The sequence below is a fragment of the Flagellimonas pelagia genome (assembly GCF_003584135.1).
GTDB lineage: Bacteria > Bacteroidota > Bacteroidia > Flavobacteriales > Flavobacteriaceae > Flagellimonas > Flagellimonas pelagia.
In genome coordinates this window covers 525,824-547,498 of sequence record NZ_QXFI01000026.1, presented here as the reverse complement: position 1 = coordinate 547,498, position 21,675 = coordinate 525,824, and the positions used below count along the sequence as shown (strand labels likewise).

At 45.9% G+C, this 21,675-nt stretch carries 27 protein-coding genes; 23 read left to right on the top strand and 4 right to left on the bottom strand.

What is annotated here, in order from left to right:
• Positions 1–28: 28 nt before the first annotated feature.
• Positions 29–460, bottom strand: a complete 432-nt coding sequence (locus tag D2V05_RS12455) for an RrF2 family transcriptional regulator (protein ID WP_119647961.1) — start codon at positions 458–460, stop codon at positions 29–31.
• A 115-nt stretch (positions 461–575) separates the two neighbouring features.
• Here D2V05_RS12455 and D2V05_RS12450 point away from each other — a divergent pair, with 115 nt between their 5' ends.
• The 17 genes from D2V05_RS12450 to nrdD all read left to right on the top strand — a co-directional run bounded on the left by D2V05_RS12450 (position 576) and on the right by nrdD (position 14,251).
• Complete coding sequence (locus D2V05_RS12450) at positions 576–1,088, top strand: c-type cytochrome (protein ID WP_119647960.1); 513 nt, start codon at positions 576–578, stop codon at positions 1,086–1,088.
• Between the two features lie 5 nt (positions 1,089–1,093).
• Entirely contained in the window at positions 1,094–1,693 is a 600-nt protein-coding gene (locus tag D2V05_RS12445; RefSeq protein WP_119647959.1) for a fasciclin domain-containing protein, read from the top strand.
• Positions 1,694–1,713: 20 nt separating this feature from the next.
• Positions 1,714–3,666, top strand: a complete 1,953-nt coding sequence (gene nosZ / locus D2V05_RS12440; protein WP_119647958.1) for a Sec-dependent nitrous-oxide reductase — start codon at positions 1,714–1,716, stop codon at positions 3,664–3,666.
• A gap of 131 nt (positions 3,667–3,797) precedes the next feature.
• On the top strand, positions 3,798–4,412 hold the full coding sequence (locus D2V05_RS12435; protein ID WP_119647957.1) for a hypothetical protein: 615 nt from the start codon (positions 3,798–3,800) through the stop codon (positions 4,410–4,412).
• 6 nt (positions 4,413–4,418) lie between these two features.
• Positions 4,419–4,850 carry a nitrous oxide reductase accessory protein NosL gene (locus tag D2V05_RS12430; protein ID WP_119647956.1) on the top strand — a complete coding sequence of 144 codons (432 nt, stop codon included), beginning with the start codon at positions 4,419–4,421 and terminating at the stop codon, positions 4,848–4,850.
• A 19-nt stretch (positions 4,851–4,869) separates the two neighbouring features.
• Complete coding sequence (locus D2V05_RS12425) at positions 4,870–5,169, top strand: cupin domain-containing protein (RefSeq protein ID WP_119647955.1); 300 nt, start codon at positions 4,870–4,872, stop codon at positions 5,167–5,169.
• 5 nt (positions 5,170–5,174) lie between these two features.
• Positions 5,175–5,612, top strand: a complete 438-nt coding sequence (locus D2V05_RS12420) for a CopD family protein (protein WP_119647954.1) — start codon at positions 5,175–5,177, stop codon at positions 5,610–5,612.
• Positions 5,609–6,859: a nitrous oxide reductase family maturation protein NosD gene (locus D2V05_RS12415; RefSeq protein ID WP_119647953.1), complete on the top strand. Its 1,251-nt coding sequence runs from the start codon at positions 5,609–5,611 to the stop codon at positions 6,857–6,859. The genes D2V05_RS12420 and D2V05_RS12415 overlap by 4 nt, the downstream gene beginning before the upstream one ends.
• Positions 6,856–7,569 (top strand): ABC transporter ATP-binding protein, encoded by a 714-nt coding sequence (locus tag D2V05_RS12410; RefSeq protein ID WP_119647952.1) that lies wholly within the window; start codon positions 6,856–6,858, stop codon positions 7,567–7,569. The genes D2V05_RS12415 and D2V05_RS12410 overlap by 4 nt, the downstream gene beginning before the upstream one ends.
• Complete coding sequence (locus D2V05_RS12405; protein ID WP_119647951.1) at positions 7,562–8,344, top strand: ABC transporter permease; 783 nt, start codon at positions 7,562–7,564, stop codon at positions 8,342–8,344. The genes D2V05_RS12410 and D2V05_RS12405 overlap by 8 nt, the downstream gene beginning before the upstream one ends.
• 33 nt (positions 8,345–8,377) lie before the next feature.
• Entirely contained in the window at positions 8,378–9,580 is a 1,203-nt protein-coding gene (locus tag D2V05_RS12400) for a hypothetical protein (protein ID WP_119647950.1), read from the top strand.
• 131 nt (positions 9,581–9,711) lie between these two features.
• Complete coding sequence (locus D2V05_RS12395) at positions 9,712–10,146, top strand: RrF2 family transcriptional regulator (protein ID WP_119647949.1); 435 nt, start codon at positions 9,712–9,714, stop codon at positions 10,144–10,146.
• Between the two features lie 61 nt (positions 10,147–10,207).
• Positions 10,208–10,936: an iron-sulfur cluster repair di-iron protein gene (gene ric / locus D2V05_RS12390; protein WP_119647948.1), complete on the top strand. Its 729-nt coding sequence runs from the start codon at positions 10,208–10,210 to the stop codon at positions 10,934–10,936.
• Positions 10,937–10,943: 7 nt separating this feature from the next.
• Positions 10,944–11,405 carry a hemerythrin domain-containing protein gene (locus D2V05_RS12385; RefSeq protein WP_119647947.1) on the top strand — a complete coding sequence of 154 codons (462 nt, stop codon included), beginning with the start codon at positions 10,944–10,946 and terminating at the stop codon, positions 11,403–11,405.
• The gene (locus D2V05_RS12380) at positions 11,362–11,709 is read left to right on the top strand and encodes a hypothetical protein (RefSeq protein WP_235855455.1); all 348 of its coding nucleotides are present in this window, start codon (positions 11,362–11,364) and stop codon (positions 11,707–11,709) included. Before D2V05_RS12385 ends, D2V05_RS12380 begins: the two co-directional genes overlap by 44 nt.
• 239 nt (positions 11,710–11,948) lie before the next feature.
• Positions 11,949–12,398: an anaerobic ribonucleoside-triphosphate reductase activating protein gene (gene nrdG, locus D2V05_RS12375; protein ID WP_119647945.1), complete on the top strand. Its 450-nt coding sequence runs from the start codon at positions 11,949–11,951 to the stop codon at positions 12,396–12,398.
• Between the two features lie 8 nt (positions 12,399–12,406).
• The gene (gene nrdD, locus D2V05_RS12370) at positions 12,407–14,251 is read left to right on the top strand and encodes an anaerobic ribonucleoside-triphosphate reductase (RefSeq protein ID WP_235855454.1); all 1,845 of its coding nucleotides are present in this window, start codon (positions 12,407–12,409) and stop codon (positions 14,249–14,251) included.
• A 55-nt stretch (positions 14,252–14,306) separates the two neighbouring features.
• Here nrdD and D2V05_RS12365 read toward each other — a convergent pair whose 3' ends face one another.
• On the bottom strand, positions 14,307–14,750 hold the full coding sequence (locus tag D2V05_RS12365; protein ID WP_119647944.1) for an RrF2 family transcriptional regulator: 444 nt from the start codon (positions 14,748–14,750) through the stop codon (positions 14,307–14,309).
• Positions 14,751–14,949: 199 nt separating this feature from the next.
• Between D2V05_RS12365 and nadA the strand changes: the two genes are divergently transcribed.
• Entirely contained in the window at positions 14,950–15,876 is a 927-nt protein-coding gene (gene nadA, locus D2V05_RS12360; RefSeq protein WP_119647943.1) for a quinolinate synthase NadA, read from the top strand.
• 253 nt (positions 15,877–16,129) lie between these two features.
• Here nadA and D2V05_RS12355 read toward each other — a convergent pair whose 3' ends face one another.
• Complete coding sequence (locus tag D2V05_RS12355; protein WP_183114826.1) at positions 16,130–16,702, bottom strand: 5-formyltetrahydrofolate cyclo-ligase; 573 nt, start codon at positions 16,700–16,702, stop codon at positions 16,130–16,132.
• A gap of 98 nt (positions 16,703–16,800) precedes the next feature.
• Here D2V05_RS12355 and D2V05_RS12350 point away from each other — a divergent pair, with 98 nt between their 5' ends.
• From D2V05_RS12350 to D2V05_RS19900, 3 genes are read left to right on the top strand one after another with little or no spacing between them, the layout of a single operon-like run.
• On the top strand, positions 16,801–17,181 hold the full coding sequence (locus D2V05_RS12350) for a group III truncated hemoglobin (protein ID WP_119647941.1): 381 nt from the start codon (positions 16,801–16,803) through the stop codon (positions 17,179–17,181).
• A 10-nt stretch (positions 17,182–17,191) separates the two neighbouring features.
• The gene (locus D2V05_RS12345; protein ID WP_147378274.1) at positions 17,192–17,503 is read left to right on the top strand and encodes a hypothetical protein; all 312 of its coding nucleotides are present in this window, start codon (positions 17,192–17,194) and stop codon (positions 17,501–17,503) included.
• Positions 17,500–17,622, top strand: a complete 123-nt coding sequence (locus D2V05_RS19900) for a hypothetical protein (protein WP_262706553.1) — start codon at positions 17,500–17,502, stop codon at positions 17,620–17,622. Before D2V05_RS12345 ends, D2V05_RS19900 begins: the two co-directional genes overlap by 4 nt.
• Positions 17,623–17,631: 9 nt before the next feature.
• On the opposite strand, the gene D2V05_RS12340 is transcribed toward D2V05_RS19900, so the two are convergent.
• Positions 17,632–18,234 (bottom strand): DUF6088 family protein, encoded by a 603-nt coding sequence (locus tag D2V05_RS12340; RefSeq protein ID WP_119648012.1) that lies wholly within the window; start codon positions 18,232–18,234, stop codon positions 17,632–17,634.
• A gap of 1,302 nt (positions 18,235–19,536) precedes the next feature.
• On the opposite strand from D2V05_RS12340, the gene D2V05_RS12330 reads away from it, so the two are divergent.
• Together D2V05_RS12330 and D2V05_RS12325 are read left to right on the top strand one after the other, a co-directional pair.
• A complete protein-coding gene (locus D2V05_RS12330; RefSeq protein WP_119647939.1) occupies positions 19,537–21,051 on the top strand; it encodes a helix-turn-helix domain-containing protein in 1,515 nt (504 codons plus the stop codon).
• Positions 21,052–21,123: 72 nt separating this feature from the next.
• Positions 21,124–21,594 carry a helix-turn-helix domain-containing protein gene (locus D2V05_RS12325; RefSeq protein WP_119647938.1) on the top strand — a complete coding sequence of 157 codons (471 nt, stop codon included), beginning with the start codon at positions 21,124–21,126 and terminating at the stop codon, positions 21,592–21,594.
• Positions 21,595–21,675 lie beyond the last annotated feature (81 nt).

Sequence of the window (21,675 nt, the reverse complement as noted above, 5' to 3'; positions counted from 1 at the left end):
TCTGGGGTCCGACCGCAAATGACCGGGATCAAAAAGGGAAAAATTGCTTGATTTCCTGTTTTCCCTCGATCAAATCCAAAATGGTCGTGTTCTCCAATACTTTGATGAACTTTGATTTGTTGGCGCCCACCAATTTATGGAGCACACAAGGGTTGTCCATATCACAGTCCTGAATGCCCAAAACACATGACTTTACCCGCTTTTCCCCATCGATGGTCCTTACGATGTCCATCAGGGTCCGTTTCCGATCTTCAGCGCTCAAATAGAACCCTCCCTTAGGACCTCTGGTAGAGGAAATAATATTGTGCCGGGACAGCTCCTGTAACAATTTGGCGAGATAAGCCTCGGGCACATGGACCACCTCAAAAATATCCCTGACCATAATCTTATGGTCCTCATCGGAGTTCAATGCTAAATAGAGTACCCCCTTTATGGCATATTTGGATGAATTGGAAAGCATGGTGGAAATATACTAACAAAGATTAAAAGACATTTTTATCCTTTTTATGATTATTATCATATTTTTGATATGTAACCCTAATTACATTTGAAACAAAATTTTAACCATTTATCACATGAAGACAATCATAAAAGGCATGGCCCTACTCTTTGCGCTCATCTTGATGGGCTGCGGGGGTAAGAAAGAGGAGAAAAAAGAGGAAGGTTTTAGCGTACAACGGAAAAAGGCTGCAACAGAACAGCCTGTTGAGACCAATATGGCCAATGAGGTGAAGGCCTCCGAGCGTGTGGATATGAGCACGAAAGGGGTCGGTCCCATAAAATCCGTGGCCTTGGCCCAGGAAATCGACCAAGCCTTAGCCGCAAATGGTAAAGAAGTCTACGAACAAATGTGTCTGGCGTGCCACAGGATCGGCAAAAAGTTCATTGGTCCCCCACCCAACGGGGTATTGGAGCGAAGGAGTCCCGAGTGGGTGATGAACATGATTCTGAATCCCCAGGAAATGGTGCAGCAGGATCCCTTGGCCAAAGACCTGCTCCAAGAGTTCAACGGATCCCCTATGTCCAACCAAGGGTTGACCGAAGAGCAGGCCCGTGCCATCCTTGAATATTTTAGGACATTAAAATAATACATATGAAATCAACCATTAAACTCAGTACCCTGGGGCTAATTTTATTACTTGCGCTCAACCTCAGTTGTAAGGATAGGGCCCAAAACGAAACGACCATTGTTACCCCGAATACATCCGAGGCAGTCATTGAGAGCAACAAGGGGCAGGCCTTTATCGAAGATGATGCCTCTACGCCCAATGTGCTCCAGATCGCCATCGGGTCACCCGACCACAGTACTTTGGTAGCTGCGGTGCAAGCAGCTGAATTGGAGAATGCCCTGGTCAATGCAGGACCCCTTATGGTGTTCGCTCCCACCAATGCCGCCTTCGATGCGTTACCTGCAGGTACCGTTGAAAATCTGTTAAAACCGGAGAACAAGGAAGCCTTGGCCAACATACTCAAGTACCATGTGACCCCGGGCAACTATTCCAAAGACTTTTTGAAAAAATTCAAGAAGTTGGGACAGGCCAACAATCAAAATGTCCCAGTAGAGGTCAAGGGCGACGATGTCTTTATCGGGGGTGCCAAGATCATTACCAGCATACCAGCTGGCAATGGAATCGTCCATGTCGTGGACAAGGTCATCCTACCCCCCACCCAGCAGAAACTTCAACACCCGTAAAACGAATAAATCCTAATACAATGAAAATTTATAACCATTTGATCTTGACCATTGGAGCGGCCCTAATGCTGGTTTCCTGTGGCCAACAGAACCAAAGCTCCAACGGGGCCCTGTCGTCCAGTGCCGCTGAAAAAGTGTATGTTGCCCCTGGCGAGCAAGATGAATATTACGCCTTCCTTTCGGGGGGATACAGCGGTAACCTGACCGTTTATGGTCTGCCCTCGGGAAGGATGTTCAAGGAAATCCCCGTGTTCTCCCAGTTCCCTACTTCAGGATACGGATATTCCGAGGAAACCGTGCCCATGTTGAATACCTCCCATGGTTTTGTACCCTGGGACGATGCCCACCATCCCGATATTTCGCAGACCAATGGCGAATTGGACGGGCGATGGATTTTTATCAATGGAAACAATACCCCACGCATCGCACGTATTGATCTGAGCACTTTTGAGACCGCAGAAATCATCGAAGTCCCCAACAGTGCTGGGAACCATAGTTCTTCCTTTATTACAGAGAATACCGAGTACGTGGTGGCCGGCACACGCTTTTCTGTTCCCGTACCCCAACGCGATATGCCCATAAATGAATATAAGGGCAACTTTAAGGGGGCTCTGACCTTTATCAGTGTCGATCCTGAACATGGTCACATGGCCATCAAATTCCAATTATTGATGCCTGGCTTCAATTATGACCTATCCCACCCAGGTAGGGGCAAATCCCATGGCTGGTTCTTCTTTACCACTTATAATACGGAAGAGGCCAACTCGCTATTGGAAGTGAACGCCTCCCAAAATGACAAGGACTTTATCGCGGCCATCAATTGGAAAAAAATAGAAGAGTATGTAAACAATGGTGGTGGCACCAAAATCCCAGCCAATTATGCCCATAATGTCTATGATGAGCATTCCCATACCGGGACATCCACCATGCGCAAGGAGGTACTGACAGTAGATCCCACAAAAGTTCCCGGAGCGGTCTTCTTTCTACCCACTCCAAAATCCCCCCATGGATGTGATGTTGACCCCACGGGACAATACATCATCGGTAACGGCAAACTTTCCGCTGACCTGACCGTACACTCCTTTGATAAAATGATCACGGCCATCGAGGGCGGAAATTTCGATGGGGAAGCCTATGGCATCCCGATCTTGAAATTTGAGGATGTATTGGCCGGACAGGTAAAAAGTGGCGGCCTTGGCCCACTGCACACTGAGTTCGATGGCAAGGGCAATGCCTATACCACCTTCTTTATCTCATCCGAGGTGGTAAAATGGCAATTGGGCACTTGGGAGGTCATCGACAGAAAACCCACCTATTATTCCGTGGGACACTTGATGATCCCAGGGGGCAATTCCAGAAAACCTTTTGGAAAATATGTAGTGGCCATGAACAAGATCACTAAGGACCGTTATTTGCCCACCGGACCTGAAATGGAACACTCGGCCCAACTTTATGACATTTCCGGGGACAAGATGGAACTGATCTATGATTTTCCTACTCATGGGGAACCCCACTATGCCGCCGGATGTCCAGCGGAACTTTTGGCACCAAAGTCACAAAAAATTTATCGATTGGATGAAAACAGGCACCCCTATGCGGTGACTTCCGCTGATGGCTCCAAGGTGGTACGTGACGGAAACGAGGTCCATGTGTACATGTCCACCATCCGAAGCCACTTTACCCCGGACAACATTGAAGGTATCAAGGTCGGTGACAAGGTATACTTCCATATCACCAACCACGAACAGGACTTTGATGTACCGCACGGCTTTGCCATCCTTGGCCAAAATTCATCCGAGCTCCTCGTGATGCCCGGACAGACCAAGACCTCCGTTTGGGAGCCTAAGGATGTTGGGGTATGGCCCTTCTACTGTACGGATTTCTGCTCCGCACTGCACCAGGAGATGCAAGGCTATGTCAGGGTCTCCCCTGCCAATTCCAACGTGGAACTTAAATGGTCATTGGGTGAATAATACAGGATGATCTTTGTCATCCTCATAAAACAAAGCGGGCAGGTCATCGACACAGCCCGCTTTTTACAAATTGAAGTACATCAACCTATCAAAAAAACCACTCTCAGTTTGTAACCTTTAAACCTAAAAAAATGAAAAAGGCTAGTATAGCAATGATCATTGGCCCACTCTTTCTATTGGGATTGTACATCTTCCCCCTTTGGAACATTATGTTGGGTGCCCCCCAATATCCCGATCCATTGGGTTTGAACATCCATATCAATGGCCTTCAGGGCGTAAGCGAATTCGATATACAGAACATCGATGGCCTGAACCACTATATCGGAATGCATACCCTGCCCAAGGCAGAGGATATGTGGGAATTCGGCACCTTCCCCATGGTCATTGGGATCATGGTAGCCCTAGGGGTATTGATCGGTATTTTGGGCTATTTGGACAAGGTAAGCTACAAATGGTTCCTCGGATGGTTCCTATTGATGTCCATCTTGGGTCTGTTGGGCATGTACGATTTCAATGAGTGGTTGGTCGACTACGGGACCAATTTGGATCCCAACGCCATCATGAAATTGACCAACCCCGATGGAAGTCCGATGACCTACAAGCCCCCCTTATTGGGCCATGTGAAAATGCTGAATTTTGACGTCACCTCTTTGCCCTCCACAGGTGCCTGGTTCATGTTCGTGGGCATGATGCTCACCTTGGCCGCTGCATTCATGGGGTGGAAAAGCACAAAAACCCAAAAATAACGATCCATGAAAAAACAGCTGTTTCCTTTACTATTGGTCCTGGTCCTGTCCTTGGGCTGCAGCATACGACCAAAGCCCATTGACTACGGACATGTCGGTTGCCACTATTGCAGCATGACCATTGTGGACAGACAACATGCCGCACAGTTGGTGACCACCAAGGGCAAGGTCTTTAATTTTGACGCCATTGAATGTATGATGAACCACTTAATGGAAGTGGATACATCCACCATGGCCTTGTACCTTGTCAACGACTATGACCGGCCCGGGGAGTTGGTGGACGCCACTACGGCCACTTATTTGATCAGTGAGAACATTCCAAGTCCCATGGGGGCCTTTCTCAGTGCGTTTTCGGACAGGCAAATGGCCCAAGGGGCCTTGGATGCCCATGGTGGGGAATTCCTGGATTGGTCGGCATTGAAACAACGGTACAAATAGCAATAAAGACCCTATATCCATGTATGTAATTGATATTGACAATACCATCGCCCAACAACCCTTTGACAATTTGCAGATTGAACAACTGGTCAAGAGCCCATCATTGGAGATTTTGAGCATCAGCCTGGCCAAGGGTGCCACCTTTCCAAAGCACAGCTCCCCGAAAGATGCCCATTTGGTCGTTTTGGAGGGCTCCATCGATTTTCATATCGAGAACCAAATCGTTACTTTAACGGCGCAACAACATTTTGGTTTTTCCAAGGAAGTGGAACATTGGGTGAAGGCCACGGCAGACGCAAAATTCCTGGTGATCCGATAGAAGGCATGGTACCCAAGACAATCATTTTCATCCATTTGTTGGCGGCCATGATATGGACGGGGGGACATTTGATCCTTGCCCTTGGCTTTTTGCCCAGGGCATTGAAAAAGAACAATTTTTCCATTATCGCCCAATTTGAGGAACGGTATGAGAAAATAGGCATCCCTTCCCTATTGATCTTGGTGGTTACCGGAATCTATATGGCCGCGGTATATGCCCCATCCTTTTTCGATTGGGATTTGGACGACCATTACACCCGACATATCGCCTTAAAATTGTTGTTGTTGTTGTTGATCACGGTAGGATTAGCCATCCATGCCCGCTTTTTCCTGATACCCAAAAAGAAATTGCGTCCCCTGGCATGGCACATCATCGGGGTCACCATCACTGCGGTCCTGTTCGTATTGGTGGGATTCAGTGCGCGAAGTGGAGGAATACTATGAAAACGGACACACGACATAAGGGTTATATCCTGGGGTGCATCCTATTGATCTTCGCCCAAACCGTCTTGGCAAAGACCTGGACCGTTTGCAACTCCTGTGGGCACAGTTCCATCAAGCAAACCATCCAACTGGCCAATGCCCATGACACACTATTGGTACAAAAGGGCATGTACCGGGAATTTGAGATCCTGGTGGATAAACCTTTATATATCAAGGGCATCGGATATCCCATTGTCGATGGTGAGAAAAAGGGGGAGATCTTCCAGATCCGATCGGACGGGGTGACCCTAGACGGTCTGTTCATCATCAATGTCGGGGTCAGCTATACCAAGGACAACGCGGCCATACGGGTCATCCGGAGCAAGGATTTCCTCATCCAGAACATGGTTTTGGAACAGTTGTTCTTCGGCATCTATCTGGAAAAATCTTCCCATGGAAAGGTCTATCACAATCGTATCATCGGAGAAGCGGTGGACGAATACAATTCGGGCAATGGCATCCAACTGTGGTATTCCTCGGATATCGAAGTGACCAAAAACCATGTCCAAGGTACGCGGGACGGGATTTATCTGGAGTTCTCCGATCAGATTACCATCACAGGGAACACCAGTATGGACAATCTTCGATACGGGCTCCATTTTATGTTTTCCGACCATGATGTCTACACCCAAAATACCTTTGAGAACAATGGCGCGGGGGTAGCGGTGATGTTCTCCAAGTTCATTACTATGAAAAACAACACCTTCCGAAAGAACTGGGGCACTGCGGCCTATGGCATGCTGCTAAAAGAGATCAACGATGCCGAAATCACAGGGAACACCTTTGAGGAAAACACCATCGGCATCAATATCGAGGGATCCAACCGGATTGATTACTCCAATAATGACTTTATAGGCAACGGATGGGCCATTCGGGTCATTGGGGCCTGTTATACCAATACGTTCAAGGGCAACAATTTCTTGTACAATTCCTTTGACATCTCCTACAACAGCAAACTGAACGATAATGTATTTGAGGGCAACTTTTGGAGCAGCTATACCGGTTATGACCTGGATAGGAATGGTATCGGAGATGTGCCCTATCGTCCGGTAAAACTTTTTTCCTATGTGGTGAACCGCACCCCGGAGACCATTGTTCTTTTACGGAGCCTGTTCATGGATATCATCGATTTCTCTGAAAGGGTTTCCCCTGTGTTCACCCCGGACAATCTAAAAGATGACCAACCCTTAATGAAAATACGATCATGACCATTGAAATAAAGGACCTACACAAAAATTTTGGCAAGAACCAGATATTGAAGGGAATCGATCTGACCATCGACGAAGGTCACATCTATGCCATCCTGGGACCCAATGGTTCGGGGAAGACCACCTTGATCAAGAGCATTTTGGGGATGGTCATTCCCAACAAGGGACTTATCGCCGTGCTGGACAAGCCCATTAAAAAAGATTGGAGGTACCGTAAAAAAATTGATTACCTCCCCCAAATTGCCAATTTTCCCCCGAACATCAAGGTGAAGGAACTGATCCACATGATCAAGGACCTGCGGAACAGTCCCAGTGCCGAGGGAGAACTGATTGCCCTTTTTGGCCTTGAACCCTTTCTGAACAAAAAACTGTCCACCTTATCGGGCGGCACCAAACAAAAGGTGAACATCGTCCTGACCTTTATGTTCGACAGTCCGTTGATCATCCTCGATGAACCGACCACGGGCTTGGATCCCATGGCCCTCATCCGTTTGAAGGAATTGATCCAACGGGAGAAGGCCCAGGGTAAGACCATCTTGATCACCTCCCACATCATGCAGTTTGTAGAGGAAATGGCCGACAAGATCCTGTACCTGCTGGAGGGGGAGATTTATTTCAAAGGGAATATCGGGGAACTTTTGGAACAAACGGGAGAACCTGATTTTGAACATGCCATTGCGGCCCTAACAACTACTGGAAGCCATGCTTAAGATCCTTAAATACAGTTTTTACGACCTTATCCGCAGCCGTTGGAGCTACATTTATTTTTTGTTCTACCTCACCTTGGGCTTTGTCCTGTTGTTCCTGAACAACGATGTCTCCAAGGCCGTAATCACCCTGATGAACGTGATCATTGTCTTGATCCCCTTGATAGGGACGATTTTCGGAGTGATGTACTACTACAATTCCCGGGAGTTCACGGAACTCCTCTTGGCGCAGCCCATCAAACGCAGTTCCATTTTTATGGGGCAATATTTCGGGGTGGCGGGCTCGCTGGCCCTGAGCCTTGTCCTGGGCCTGGGCATTCCCTTTGTGCTCTATGGTCTCTTGCGGAGTAATGCCATCTTTGATTTCTCCCTATTGTTGGTCACCGGTGCCTTTTTGACCTTTATTTTTGTGGCGCTGTCCTTTGTAATCGCCATTTCCAACGAAAACAAGATCAAGGGATTTGGGTACGCCGTACTGCTGTGGCTCTTTTTGGCCGTGGTCTATGATGGGCTCTTCCTGATGTCGCTCATCGTTTTTGAGGAATATCCCTTGGACACCTTTTCCCTGGTAGCGACCATGCTCAATCCCATTGACCTTTCGAGAATCTTGATACTGTTGAAATTGGACATTTCAGCCCTATTGGGGTACACCGGGGCCATTTTCAAAAAATTCTTCGGTACCGACCTCGGCTTTCTGGTCTCCATGGGCATTCTATTGTTATGGACCGTGGTGCCCATTTTGGGACTGGGCCATAAGGCCAAGAGAAAGGACTTTTAAGGTCAACACAATGGTTTTCATAAATGAAGCAGCATGAAGGACAGCATATATCAACGACATATTCGGGTCGCCATGGTCTATTTTGCCATTGCCGCCCTATTAGGCATTCTGCTCCGCTTCTACCCCATAATCCATTTTGGCTTCAATTACAGGTATGTGGTCCATGCCCATTCGCACATTGCACTATTGGGTTGGGTTTATGTGGCACTGACCACGTTGATCCACTGTTGTTTTGTGAAAAAGGACACTTCCGATAGGCGGTATGAACACATCTTTTGGGCCACCCAGATTGCTTTGATCGGGATGTTGCTCACCTTCCCGTTCCAAGGGTATGCCCTGCTCTCCATCATCTTTTCCACCTTGTTCCTAATCGTGTCCTATGTGTTCTTCCATCATTTCTCCAAACATATCCACCCGAAATTTGGGAACAGTAATGCCCTAAGGTGCATCAAGGCTGCCCTTTGGTACATGGTCATCTCCAGTTTGGGCCCTTGGGCCCTTGGGGTCATCATGGCCACTTTGGGTGCCCAATCCATTTGGTACCGGTTGGCCATTTATTTTTATCTCCATTTCCAATACAATGGTTGGATGCTCCTGGCCTTGATCGGGCTGTTCCTCTTTGCGATGGAACGATGCGGCACGGCGATACCCAAAAAAAGTTTTATGCGGTTTCTTTGGATATTGAACGCAGGGGTCGTGCTCACCTTTTTTCTCTCAACACTGTGGACACGACCCTCACCAGGGTTTTATGTCCTAGGGGGAATCGGGGCCCTGGCCCAGTGCTGTTCCTTTGTCCTTTTATGGGTCCTGGCCAAAAAGGGGAACCTTGTTCAACAGTTATCAATAATTCAGTATTTGCTGCTCCGGACAGTGATGGTATTGGTTACTATAAAAATAATTTTACAACTGCTGACCTCCCTCCCCTATTTTGCCCAGATGGCGGTCATCCATCTCGATTTTACCATTGGGTATCTGCACCTGACCTTTTTGGGGGTGATCAGCATGGGGCTTTTCTTTTTTGTAGATCACTTTGGCCTGTTCCGAATAACGAAAAGACCCTATCTCCTGTATGTATTGGGATTTCTGATCACCGAGTCCCTCATTTTTTACAAGGGACTCGCTGCATGGCAACACTGGGCGGTCTTCAACCGATATACCGAAATTCTGGCATGGGGCAGTCTTTTCATCCCTTTGGGCCTGCTCATCATGTTGGCACGGAACCGTGCCAAGACCTAGACCTTTTGACCAATTTATCCAATATCCACATAAACCTGTATCTTTGGATTTTGAACTTTTAGGAAATTATAATTCGGATAAATTTGTCTGAATTAAGCGATATACTATCTTTGTAACGTAAAAACATTTGTATGTTTTCAAAAGCCTGTGAATATGGTATTCGGGCAGCGGTCTATGTTGCGCTGCAATCCTTGGAGGGAAGACGTGTAAGTGTCAATGAGATTGCCGAGGAGATAGATTCCCCTGTTGCGTTCACTGCGAAGATCCTACAACAGCTCACAAGAAGCAAGGTCATCCATTCCGTCAAGGGCCCCACGGGAGGCTTTGAAATTGAACGGACCGACATGGATACGGTAAAATTGAGCATGATCGTCCATGCCATCGATGGGGATAATATCTATGTGGGCTGTGGTCTGGGCCTCAAGGAATGTAATGCCAAAAAACCCTGTCCCCTGCATGATAAGTTTGTGGCCATCCGCACCGACCTGAAAAAGATGTTGGAAAGCACGAGCCTGTACGAACTGGCAACGGGATTGGAAGTGGGACTGACCTATTTGAAGCGCTAAAAAAATTTAAAAAAATAAAGGATAATTTTGTCCGAATTATAGCATAATAAATTATACTATCATGAACCCTACCTTGGAAAAAACAGTGGGCCAGATGGTGGCCGAGGATTACCGTACCGCCCAGATATTTAAGAACCACAAGATCGATTTTTGCTGTAAGGGCAACCGGACCCTCCAGGAAGTTGCAGAAAAAAAAGGCCTGAACACGGAAACCTTCTTGAAGGAACTGGGTGAGGTCCAAAACAGGGATCAAGGTGATGGGCCGGATTTCAATACATGGCCCTTGGATCTCTTGGTCGACTACATCGAAAAAAAGCACCACCGGTATGTGGAACAACAGATCCCCATTTTAAAACAGTATCTCAACAAGCTGTGCCATGTACACGGTAACCGGCATCCCGAGCTGTTCGGGATTTTTGAACATTTCAGCGGTTCTGCCGGGGAACTGGCCATGCACATGAAAAAAGAGGAGCTGATCCTCTTCCCTTGGATCCGTAAATTGGTCGATGCAACACCTGATGGAAAGACTTTGGAACGACCCCGATTTGGTACGGTGGCCAACCCCATCCAAATGATGATGGAGGAGCACGACAACGAAGGGGAACGGTTCCGAAAAATCGCCACCTTGAGCAGTGACTATGCCCCTCCTGCGGATGCCTGTAACACCTACCGGGTCACCTTTTCCCTACTGCAGGAATTTGAGGAAGACCTCCACCGTCACATCCATTTGGAGAACAACATCCTGTTCCCCAAGGCGGAAATCCTGGAAAAAAAATTGCTCAGTAACTAAAAGCGCGATGGCACGTACCCCCATCAAACGCCACCAGGCCCTTCAGGGCGTTAGCCGTGAACACCATCATGGCCTGCTCCTGTGTTGGAAAATTCGAACGGGCCTTTCAAAAAAAGTGGCACCGGAACGGATAAAACAATACACGGACTGGTTTTACAGGACCTATCTGGTCCCCCACTTTGAGCTGGAAGAGCAGCACATTTTCCCCATACTGGGACAGGAGCATCCTTGGATCAAGAGGGCCCTTGCCGACCACCGAAGGTTGACCCGGCTGTTCAGTTCGCCCCATGCCACCCTGAAGACACTGGGACAGATCGAGGAGGAATTGGAACGCCATATCCGTTTTGAGGAGCGCGAACTGTTCAACCACCTCCAAGAAGTGGCCCAAGAGGCCCAAATGGACATCATAGAAAAACACCATCACCATGAAAAATTCAAGGACAATACCCATGACCCATTCTGGAACTGAGCACAGGACGAACCCATTGAAGCGCATACACGAACGCATGTTCCTGGAATACAGGAAAGGTCAGATGGGCTATGCCACCATTGCCATCATAGGCCAGAGCTGTTTGGGCTCGGCAGCGGCCATGGTACTGTTGATGGGAACCCTGGATACAGCGGTCCAGATGACCCTACTCTTTTTTGTGACCATCTTCTGCATGGCATTCAACGGGGCGGTATTGGCCCAATTAAAACCTTTGGCCACCTTCAATCTATTGATCATGAGCGTGGTGTTCAACACCTTGGTCATCCTGTTCCATATCATTTAGGCTTCCGGCCACACCATGGTTTATGGTCCATGCACCTACTGGCCATTCCCCTTTCCATTTGACCTTTGGGAACGGGACATGGCCATTTTGCATCCTCTTCAAAGGTTAATTCTTCATAATAAATGATAAAAAGGTCATTTTATTGTTAATAATTCTCTTTATAACTTTCAACGGATTGATCCCATGCAAAAAACCCTTAGTCTAATTTTATACAACATCAAAACCCAAATGTCCCGCATATGTTCTGTCACGATTTTCAGGTAGTGCTCCAAGAGGTTCCCGGGGAGATCAGTCTTTGTTTTTCCATCTCGGGCTGCCCCTTGCGTTGTGAGGGCTGCCACTCCCCTTTTTTATGGAAGGAAGGAAACGGTATCAGGCTTACATCCGAGTATTTCCAAAAACGCTTGGACCAATATACCGGTTTTGCAAGCTGTGTGCTCTTCATGGGAGGTGAATGGCATCCCGGGACACTGGTGGAACGTCTGATACATGCCCGGCAACAAGGCTATAGGACATGCCTTTATACGGGTGCCGACCAAATCCCGCCCGAAATCCTCGAACACCTGACCTATATCAAGACGGGCAAGTGGGACAAGGACCTTGGGGGACTGGGGTGCAAGACCACCAACCAAATCTTCCGTGAAGTCGGGACCAACAGAGTGCTCAACCATTTGTTCATCCGAAACTAACATTTCATATGATACGACTTACCGACAAACAGATTGCCAAAAAAATGGCGTTCATCGACCATTACCTGCATTCCAACAATGCCGCGGACGGCTCCAAGGTCGACGCCAATGCAAATGTCACCTCCAAGAACATTGCCACCATGGAAGCCGAGCTCAATAAGGACATCAATATCCAAGTGAACCGGGCCCTGGTCCAACAGAAGATCGCCTCCCTTTTCGGAAAGGACCTGGCCGACGAATATGTCAGACAGATAGAGTCGCACGAAATCTACGTCCACGATGAGACCTCTTTAAAGCCCTATTGTGCCTCCATAAGCATGTATCCCTTCCTATTGGACGGGCTGACCAAATTGGGCGGGGAAAGTCTGGCCCCAAAACACTTGGAAAGCTTTTGCGGGGAATTCGTCAATTTGGTCTTTGCGGTAAGCTCCCAATTCGCAGGGGCCTTGGCCACCGTGGAATTCTTGATGTATTTTGACCACTTCGCGGCCAAGGACTATGGGCCCGACTATCTGGCGACCCACAAGAACATCATTGCCAACCATTTACAGCATGTCGTCTACGCTATCAACCAACCTGCCGCGGCCAGGGGCTACCAATCCGTGTTCTGGAACATTTCCATCTATGACAAGCCCTACTTTGACAACATGTTCGGGGATTTTGTCTTTCCCGAGATGGGCAGGCCCCAATGGGAAAGTGTCAAAAGGCTACAGGCCTTCTTCATGGATTGGTTCAACCAGGAACGCACCAAGGCCGTCCTCACCTTCCCTGTGGTCACCGCCGCCATGTTGACCAAGGACGGGGCACCTGTCGATACGGAGTTTACCGACCTATGTGCCCATGAACTGGGCAAGGGGAACTCCTTTTTCATCTACCAATCCGAAAATGCGGACAGTTTGGCTTCCTGCTGCCGCCTGCGCAATGAGATCAGCGACCACACCTTCAGCTATTCCCTAGGGGCCGGAGGGGTTGCCACGGGCTCCATCAATGTCATCACCCTAAACATGAACCGCTTGGTACAGCAAGGGACTGATATTGTGGAAGAGGTCCAAAAGGTCCACAAATACCAAGTCGCCTTTAGAAAGCTTATTGATGATTACGAAAGAGCGGGCATGTTGCCGGTGTACCATGCCGGATTGATCTCCCTGGACAAGCAGTTCCTGACCGTGGGCATCAACGGTATGGTCGAGGCCGCGGAAAGCCAAGGCATCCAAGTCGGCAATAACGAAATGTACAAGGACTTCGTCAACCATTATCTCAAGGCCATCTACCAAGAGAACAGAAAGGCCCGGGAAACCTATGGGTATATGTTCAACACCGAATTCGTCCCTGCCGAGAACCTGGGCGTCAAAAATGCCAAATGGGATCGGGAAGATGGACTTTTCGTCCCCCGGGACTGCTACAATTCCTATTTCTATGTCGTGGAGGATGAACGGACCAATGCCTTGGACAAGATTATATTGCACGGCAGGGAGACCATCCAATATTTGGACGGGGGGTCGGCACTCCATCTCAACCTAGAGGAAACCCCGAACCAAGAAGGGTTCAAAAAATTGATCCATGCCACGGCCAGGGCCGGGTGCAACTATTTTTGCTTCAATATCCGAATTACCATTTGCAACGATTGTGCCCATATCGACAAACGCACCCTTTGGGAATGCAGTGCCTGCCATTCACAGGATGTGGACCATGCCACCCGGGTCATCGGGTACCTCAAACGGGTGTCCAATTTCAGTTCGGGAAGGCAAAAGGAACATACACTGCGGCATTACCATCTCGGGGAAAACAAATATCCCAAAAACTCCAACGGCAGCTTGGAACCCTTAAATGTATTGGAGACGACAAGGGCCTGAACGCTGGTCTTTGGCATCTGGATGAAAGTCGGAAAAATAATCAAATTGCCCCCCTTTAATGGGACATCTTCAGGGATACGACGGTGCCATTGTCCTTGATTTCATCAATCAGTTGGGCTATGGTCCTCTCTTGGAAGTTGAACAGCATCTCCTTTTTGAAGGGGGACACCATATGGTGCATAGGACAGGGATGTGCATCGTCACATTTGGAGAGCCCCAGGAAACATTCATGGAAGCGATGTTCTCCATCAATGCTCACAATGACCTGCCAAAGCGTATTTTTCCGGTCGTCATCGTCCAGAAAGAAACCACCCCCGGGCCCTTTGGAAGAGGAAATCAATTTGTCCACGGTCAGGGTTCGGAGCAATTGTGCCAAAAATGCCTGGGGAATCTCCAGGGCATTGGCAATGGTCTTGGCCCCCAATTTTTTGTCGGCACTGCTGTGGATGGCCAAATATATCACGGCTCGTATGGCATATTTCCCGGCATTTGTGAGCATGTTGTCATTTTTGGATGGGGACACAAAGCTAATAAAAAGATCATTTTATTGTTTATTATGATAAAAATCATGTTGTGGTTTTCGGCCACCCCATAGTTTTGCCCGTCAGGGCCATCAAAGCGAAAACTACGGCCATTGCCATGAAATAGAAACAGTGTGCTTTCCTTACCGATGGCACAGATAGGAATGAAAGAACGTTATGGACCTTCAGGACAAGATCATACGACTCAAAAAAGAAAAAAATGCGGTCATTCTGGCCCACTATTACCAGCGCCCCGAAATCCAAGAGGTCGCGGACCATATTGGGGACAGTTTGGGACTCTCCCAACGGGCAGCTGATACCCATTCGGATATCATAGTCTTCGCCGGGGTACACTTTATGGCGGAAACGGCCAAGATCCTCAATCCCGAAAAAAAGGTACTCCTGCCCGACCTGACCGCAGGATGTTCCTTGGCGGACTCCTGCCCTCCCGGAGCTTTTCGGGATTTCATCCATTCGCACCCCGACCACATAGTGTTGACCTATATCAATTGTTCGGCGGAAATCAAGGCCATGAGCGACTATGTGTGCACCTCCTCCAATGCGGAAAAGATCATCAAGTCCCTTCCTCCCGACCGTCCCATCCTCTTCGCACCGGATAAAAATCTGGGCAAATACCTGATTCAACAAACCGGCAGGGAACTATTGCTCTGGGATGGGAGCTGTGTCGTCCATGAGGCCTTTAGCATGGACAAGCTGTTCGACCTTTACCGAAAACATCCCGATGCCCAGATCATGGCACATCCCGAATCCGAGTCCCACATCCTCAAGATCGCCCATTATATAGGATCTACGGCAGGAATGATTGCCCATGCCAAGAAGTTTCCCAAGGACAAGTTCATTGTGGCCACGGAAGCCGGTATCCTTCACGAAATGCAGAAGGAGGTCCCAGGGGCCCAGTTGATCCCCGCCCCTTCCCATGAGGACAATACCTGTGGTTGCAGCGAATGCGCCTTTATGAAGGCCAATACCTTGGAAAAACTGTACCATTGCCTGTACCATGAAACGCCCCATATCGATCTTCCCAAAACCCTCATGCAAAAGGCTTCTATACCCATTGAACGAATGTTGGAACTTTCACGATGAGCGGTGTGGTTCCAGTGGATTGTTTGGTCATCGGTTCCCATATAATGGACTCTCGCTCCCTGTCAAAATGACCCAAGGCCTCCCTCGCCGCAAGCTACTAATTGCCTTCAAATCCGATGTAAGGGAATCCAATACCAAACACACCACGGCCTTGAAGTAAATGATAAACGCAATCTTTGCATCAAACAGAGGACACCATTATATAATTACCCCGTTGGTGGAATCTTGGGCAAGGAAATTCCAAAAAAACAGTTTAGCTAAATACGATTGATCCATCCCTACCTATCAAAAGATCATCTAAGGGCATGTCATGGGGTTCTCGAGGAACTTTTTCGATTTGCTGAAAAGGGTAAAAGACCCCTACTTTATGGGCCTCGGGCCAGTCCGCAAGAAAAGTATCATAATATCCCCCCCCATATCCAACTCGATATTTCTCAGCATCACAGGCCAATCCAGGAAGAACGATCAAGTCATAGGAGCCCTCAAATACCCTGTTACCTGCTGGATGCATTGTTCCGAATATCCCTAGCTCCACATCTTGCAGGGATGTAAGCTCCAAATTGTTGAACCTTCTTCCAGGCAAGGTCTGTGGGGCAATGATCGTTTTTTTGTGCTGAAGGCATTTCCCAATAAATGGAAAAATATCGATCTCGGAACCCATGGGAAGATAGGTATGTACCGTTTGGTGTCCCATCCGTTCCATAAGCTCCCATAGGAAGTGGCAGATTCTTTGGTCATAGGTCATCTTCATCAAATGGGGTATAAGATCTCGTTGGCCCAATAACCTATTTCTTATATCCTTTTTTTGTGTCTGGATAGGATTCATAACAACCATGGATTATATCGGATAAAAGTATCCGTTATTTTTCAAATCAACGTATTTTTACCTATAATTTTAGACATTGTCGAAAATCCGCTCTGGAAATGGTAGGAAAAAAGGAAATTGCAAGTTTGGAAGAAATACGACAAATGGTGGATCTCTTTTATGGAAAAGTCAGAAAAGATGAGCTATTGGCGGGTATTTTCAATGGAATTATCCAAGAAAATTGGCCAACACATTTGGAGAAAATGTCCCGTTTTTGGCAAACCGTCCTATTGGGGAAGCACACCTATTATGGCAGTCCCTTCGCCCCCCACGCCAATCTACCGGTCCAAGGGAGACATTTCGACCGTTGGAAACAGCTCTTCATCCAGACCGTCGATGAAAATTTCATCGGTGAAAAGGCGGCAGAGGCCAAGTTCCGTGCCGAAAAAATGGCGGAAATGTTCCAATTGAAAATTGAATATTTCCAAAAAGGAACATAAGCCCAATACCATGCAAGTTAAGCTTTCAGAAATATTCATAAACAAAACCGATACGGTGCGTTATACCAAAACGGCCCTGTTGGAGCTGGACATCAAAACCGAATTTGAGATGCGCTTGGCCAAACACTTGGGGTTGAAATACATGGAAAGGGAAAATAGTATGGATAATCTATGCTATGCCCAAGCCCCTGGCATGCGGTCCGGGTATCGGCAGATTTTTACAAAATCTGATTTAAAGATGTACCTGGACAAGGTACTGGAGCCTGGAATCCACGATTTGGAATCCGGGACTGTAGTATTCTCTAAATCCATGGATCCGTGAAAGAAGTCAAAATATGGTTCCTCGTGCAGCATACCCTTTTCAACAGCAAAATTGTATACTGCCGTTCTGTTCCCTACATTTTGATAGATGGCAAGTTTATCCTCTTGGGGATGTTGTAAAATGTGGTTTTATCCAATGTCCAAGCTCTTTTCCATAATTTTCTGTACCCATACCGGTGCCAATTCCATATCATGGAGCAGGTTCTTTTGGTCTTCTTTTTTCAAAAGGGCCATGATTTTTGCTTCCTCCTCTTCCGTTAATCTGTCCTTACCAATTTCACGGAGGGCCTGTATCACCAATCTGCTTATCCCGCCCTTGGCCGATAGATTCTTGGGGGTGGTCTTCTTCAGTTTTATGCTTCGTTTGCCCAGTTTTATTTCCCTAGGGGCTCCATCGGTAAGAAAGACAAGTTTCATCGGAACTTGTGTACTGAGCCCCAGCGCACTTAGGGCATATGCCCCGGTAGGCACCAACCTTATCTTGTCCCTTTTGGCTATGGCCTTTGCGATTTCCTCTGCCGTTGGCAATACCTCCCCCGCATACTTGCTTATTTTGGGACGGACATAGATGCCCTGGGCCACCCTTTGTACATAACCTTCCTTTTCCAATCTATGGAGGGCCAAACGCACCGCTTCGGATGAACCCTGCCCCCGAAAGTCGTCAGGGAATAATAGCTCTCCCCGTTTCTTCCTGGAAATACTTTTCTTTATTTTGGACTCGATACTCTCCACGGGCTTATTTTGTAACAAATTTAGTAAATATTTGTTACAATACATTTTGGTTGTGATTCTTACTTTTCTCTTTGCCAATCAATAGTTTATGCATTGAAAAAACCCATTTACCAAAAAAATGTTACCCTTAAATGGTACGGTAATAGATAGTATTCATAAAATACTCCCGAAAGATAAACGTCGCAAAAAAATTCTTGGAAAAAGGGACGTTATAAAGTATTTCCACTATCTCTATTAAATTTCAAATATTGTTTAATCTAAAAATTGTCATGGAAACAAAGTAGAATGGAATGGTAAAAAGGCAATACGCCGCATACGAAAGCGATTACAGTTCTTGAATGGTTCTCTATCCTTGTAATTCTTTTTACATCTTGTGTCAGCTTGTGTTTGGTTTACTTACTAATAAAAAAATACTTGTTAAGTAATCCAAGTGTGAAGAATTTCCCCTCTAAAAATGGGAAGCCATGGAACGAACCTAGTTATACCATCAATCTTATTTTAAACGTCCCCCTTATATTTTTCCACTCGAAGCTAAAATTCCAAAAGAAACAGCATCATATCTCTTCCATTACGGAACATGAATCTCATTTTACCATGTGTTATGATTGGGCAAACTCAAAAAAAGTAAATTGTTTTGATGTTAAACACAATTGGCTTTATGTTCCTCCATAATAAACTAACCTTTCAAAATTTATTGAAAATAATCGAGCACTTGTTTTCTATAGCTTTTACCTATAGGTAGGGCTATACCCGACCAAATTATATTCATTGTTCAACACTGGATTTAAATCTGAAATTTGTATTCACATCGCACAAGATCAAAACACAAATGACATGGTAAATCATTGCTTTCTTGAACCAAAAACCCAGTATATATTAAAAACAGAAAATCCGCTTAGAGTTCGTAGGATTTTTATATATTTGACAATCAACTCGTTATTACGAGTCCAAATTGTCCAAAGCGCATACGGTACCGCATACAAAAGTACTGTTTTGGGCTAAAAATAAAATATTAACCAACTGTCAGTCAGTAAGTTAAAATAGGTGGAAATTGACCCGTCAGGCTCATAACCCGAAGGTCACTGGTTCGAGTCCAGTCCCCGCTACAAAGCTTAAAAAAGAAGGCCGAGACATTGTTCTCGGCTTTTTTGTTTTGTAAAACTTCATATACACATTATCTCATTTTTTGGGGATTTAGCAAGTAAATTATTATCGGGGCTTACCTATTTTAATAGTTTGTTAACGAATTTAACACTTGTTTTTCATAAATTGTTAACAAGGTTAATTCATCATCAATCAAAAATGAGACAATTCTTCAAAAATATTGTCTTAGTTCTACTATTGCTCTATGTGATTTGTTTGCATGGGAATACCCCCAACGCAATAAATGGCAAGGAATTTTACAACCTCACTTTTCAAGACTCCATTGAATGGGCAGATTACTATTTCAACATCCATCGGTATGAAAAAGCGATTCCGATCTATGAAAAGAATTTGGAAGAGTCGGATGTTCAGCAAAAGGTACATACCCTAAAAAAATTATCTCTTAGTGAGGCGGCCATTCACAAACCAGAAGAATCCGTTGCCTATATTTATGACTATTTCAGAATAGAGTTTCATCCCAATTTTCTATCACACGAAGGCTTTGATGAAATTCGGGAAACCAAGGAATTCACAAAATTATCAGGTGCCGTTTTACCCAAAATTTCAGCATGGTCCATATTATACTTCTTTGTTTCCATTATTGGGTTTTATGTTATGTTCGTGCTCTTGTTCAACAAAAGCATTGATCTGCAGGCCAGAGTACTGATTTCCTTGTTTGTTTTTATCCATTCCCTGTTCATTTTGAATATCTGTGTGAACAATACTAATTATGTTTTTGAATTTCCCCATACCTATTTAATGTCCACCTGGTCATCTTTTCTTTATGGCCCCTTACTGTTCCTATACTTTAGAAGGGTCTCAAAATCCAGTGAACTCAAATTCTCGGACCTATGGCATTTTTTTCCAACCCTAGGTCTTGTAATTTATATGATTTTCTACGTTTATGCCTTTACTGGACCGGAAAAAATAGACCAGATGTTGGACAGGTTACAGCAAGGCCTAAACCCAGGAGACTCAACAAAATTGACATTAATGGTCGTCATAAAAGCTATTTCTTTGGCCGTCTACGCCTATTTTGTACATCTGATTATTACCAAGAACAAAAAGGGACTCGAGAAAAAAACAAGAATCTGGCAAAAAAACATGTACGGCATACATGTCAGCTATGTAGTGATCTATCTGGTCTATGGGCTCTACATTATTGCCGGTAAAAACAGTGGGGTTCTTTTCCATGCCCCTATCGTTTTAATGAGCACCATGGTACTTTATATTGGGTATGCCGCCAATGTGCAGCCCAATGTGTTCAGTGGACAGTATGCCTACACCAATCCATTGTTTCCAAAATATGTCAAATCTGGGTTAACGGAAAGTCTTTCCCTAGAACTGAAGGAAAGTCTTCATCAAATCTTTCACAAGGACAAACTATATAGACGAAACGATATAAGCCTTGATCTGGTGGCAGAAAAATTGGGTACCACCCGCCATAATGCCTCCCAGTTGATCAACGAACACTTCAACATGAGTTTTCATGAATTTGTGAACCACTATCGCATCAACGATGCCAAAGAGTTGCTCAAAAAAGAAAAGGAACGCAATATCATCGACATTGCCTACGAGGTTGGCTACAATAACAAGGTATCCTTCAATAAAGCTTTTAAAAAAGATACCAACCTAACACCAAGTCAATATCTTATAAACACAAAAACAAGGTAAACTCTTATCGGGAACACCTAAATTAACAAGGATTCTTCCTAACTAGTAGTCATCAATCAAAATCATCGAGCAATGAAAAGACTACTAATACAAATCGTTTCCAGGTACCTGGGCGATGAAACTCCCAAGGTGGTCCCAGAGAGGCCAAAAAAAAAATACAAGAAATCGGGTCTTACCCAAGATCAAGCCCATACCATCAGACAAAAGATCAAAAAGGCCTTCGATGAGGATAGGCTGTACCGCAACAACGAGCTCGGACTTGATGACCTAGCCAACCACATCCAACACAATAGGTATAAAGTCTCCCAAGTCATCAACACTTATTTTTCCAAAAACTTTTATTCTTTTCTAAATGACTACAGAATCAAAGAAGCGAAATATCTTCTTGAGAACAATCCGCAGTTAAGTGTAAAAGCCATCATGTACGAAGTAGGTTTCAATAGCAAGAACAGTTTTTACTCTTCCTTTAAGAAAATCACCGGGCTCAGTCCAAATGATTACAGAAGCATCGTCGCTTACGAGTATGATGTTCAAATGGCGTAGGCAATAGTAAACATTCCAATTTCTCTCTTCAATTTGGTAAGGAAGACCTCTTGAAATTCAAGAGGTCTTTTGTTTTTTGGG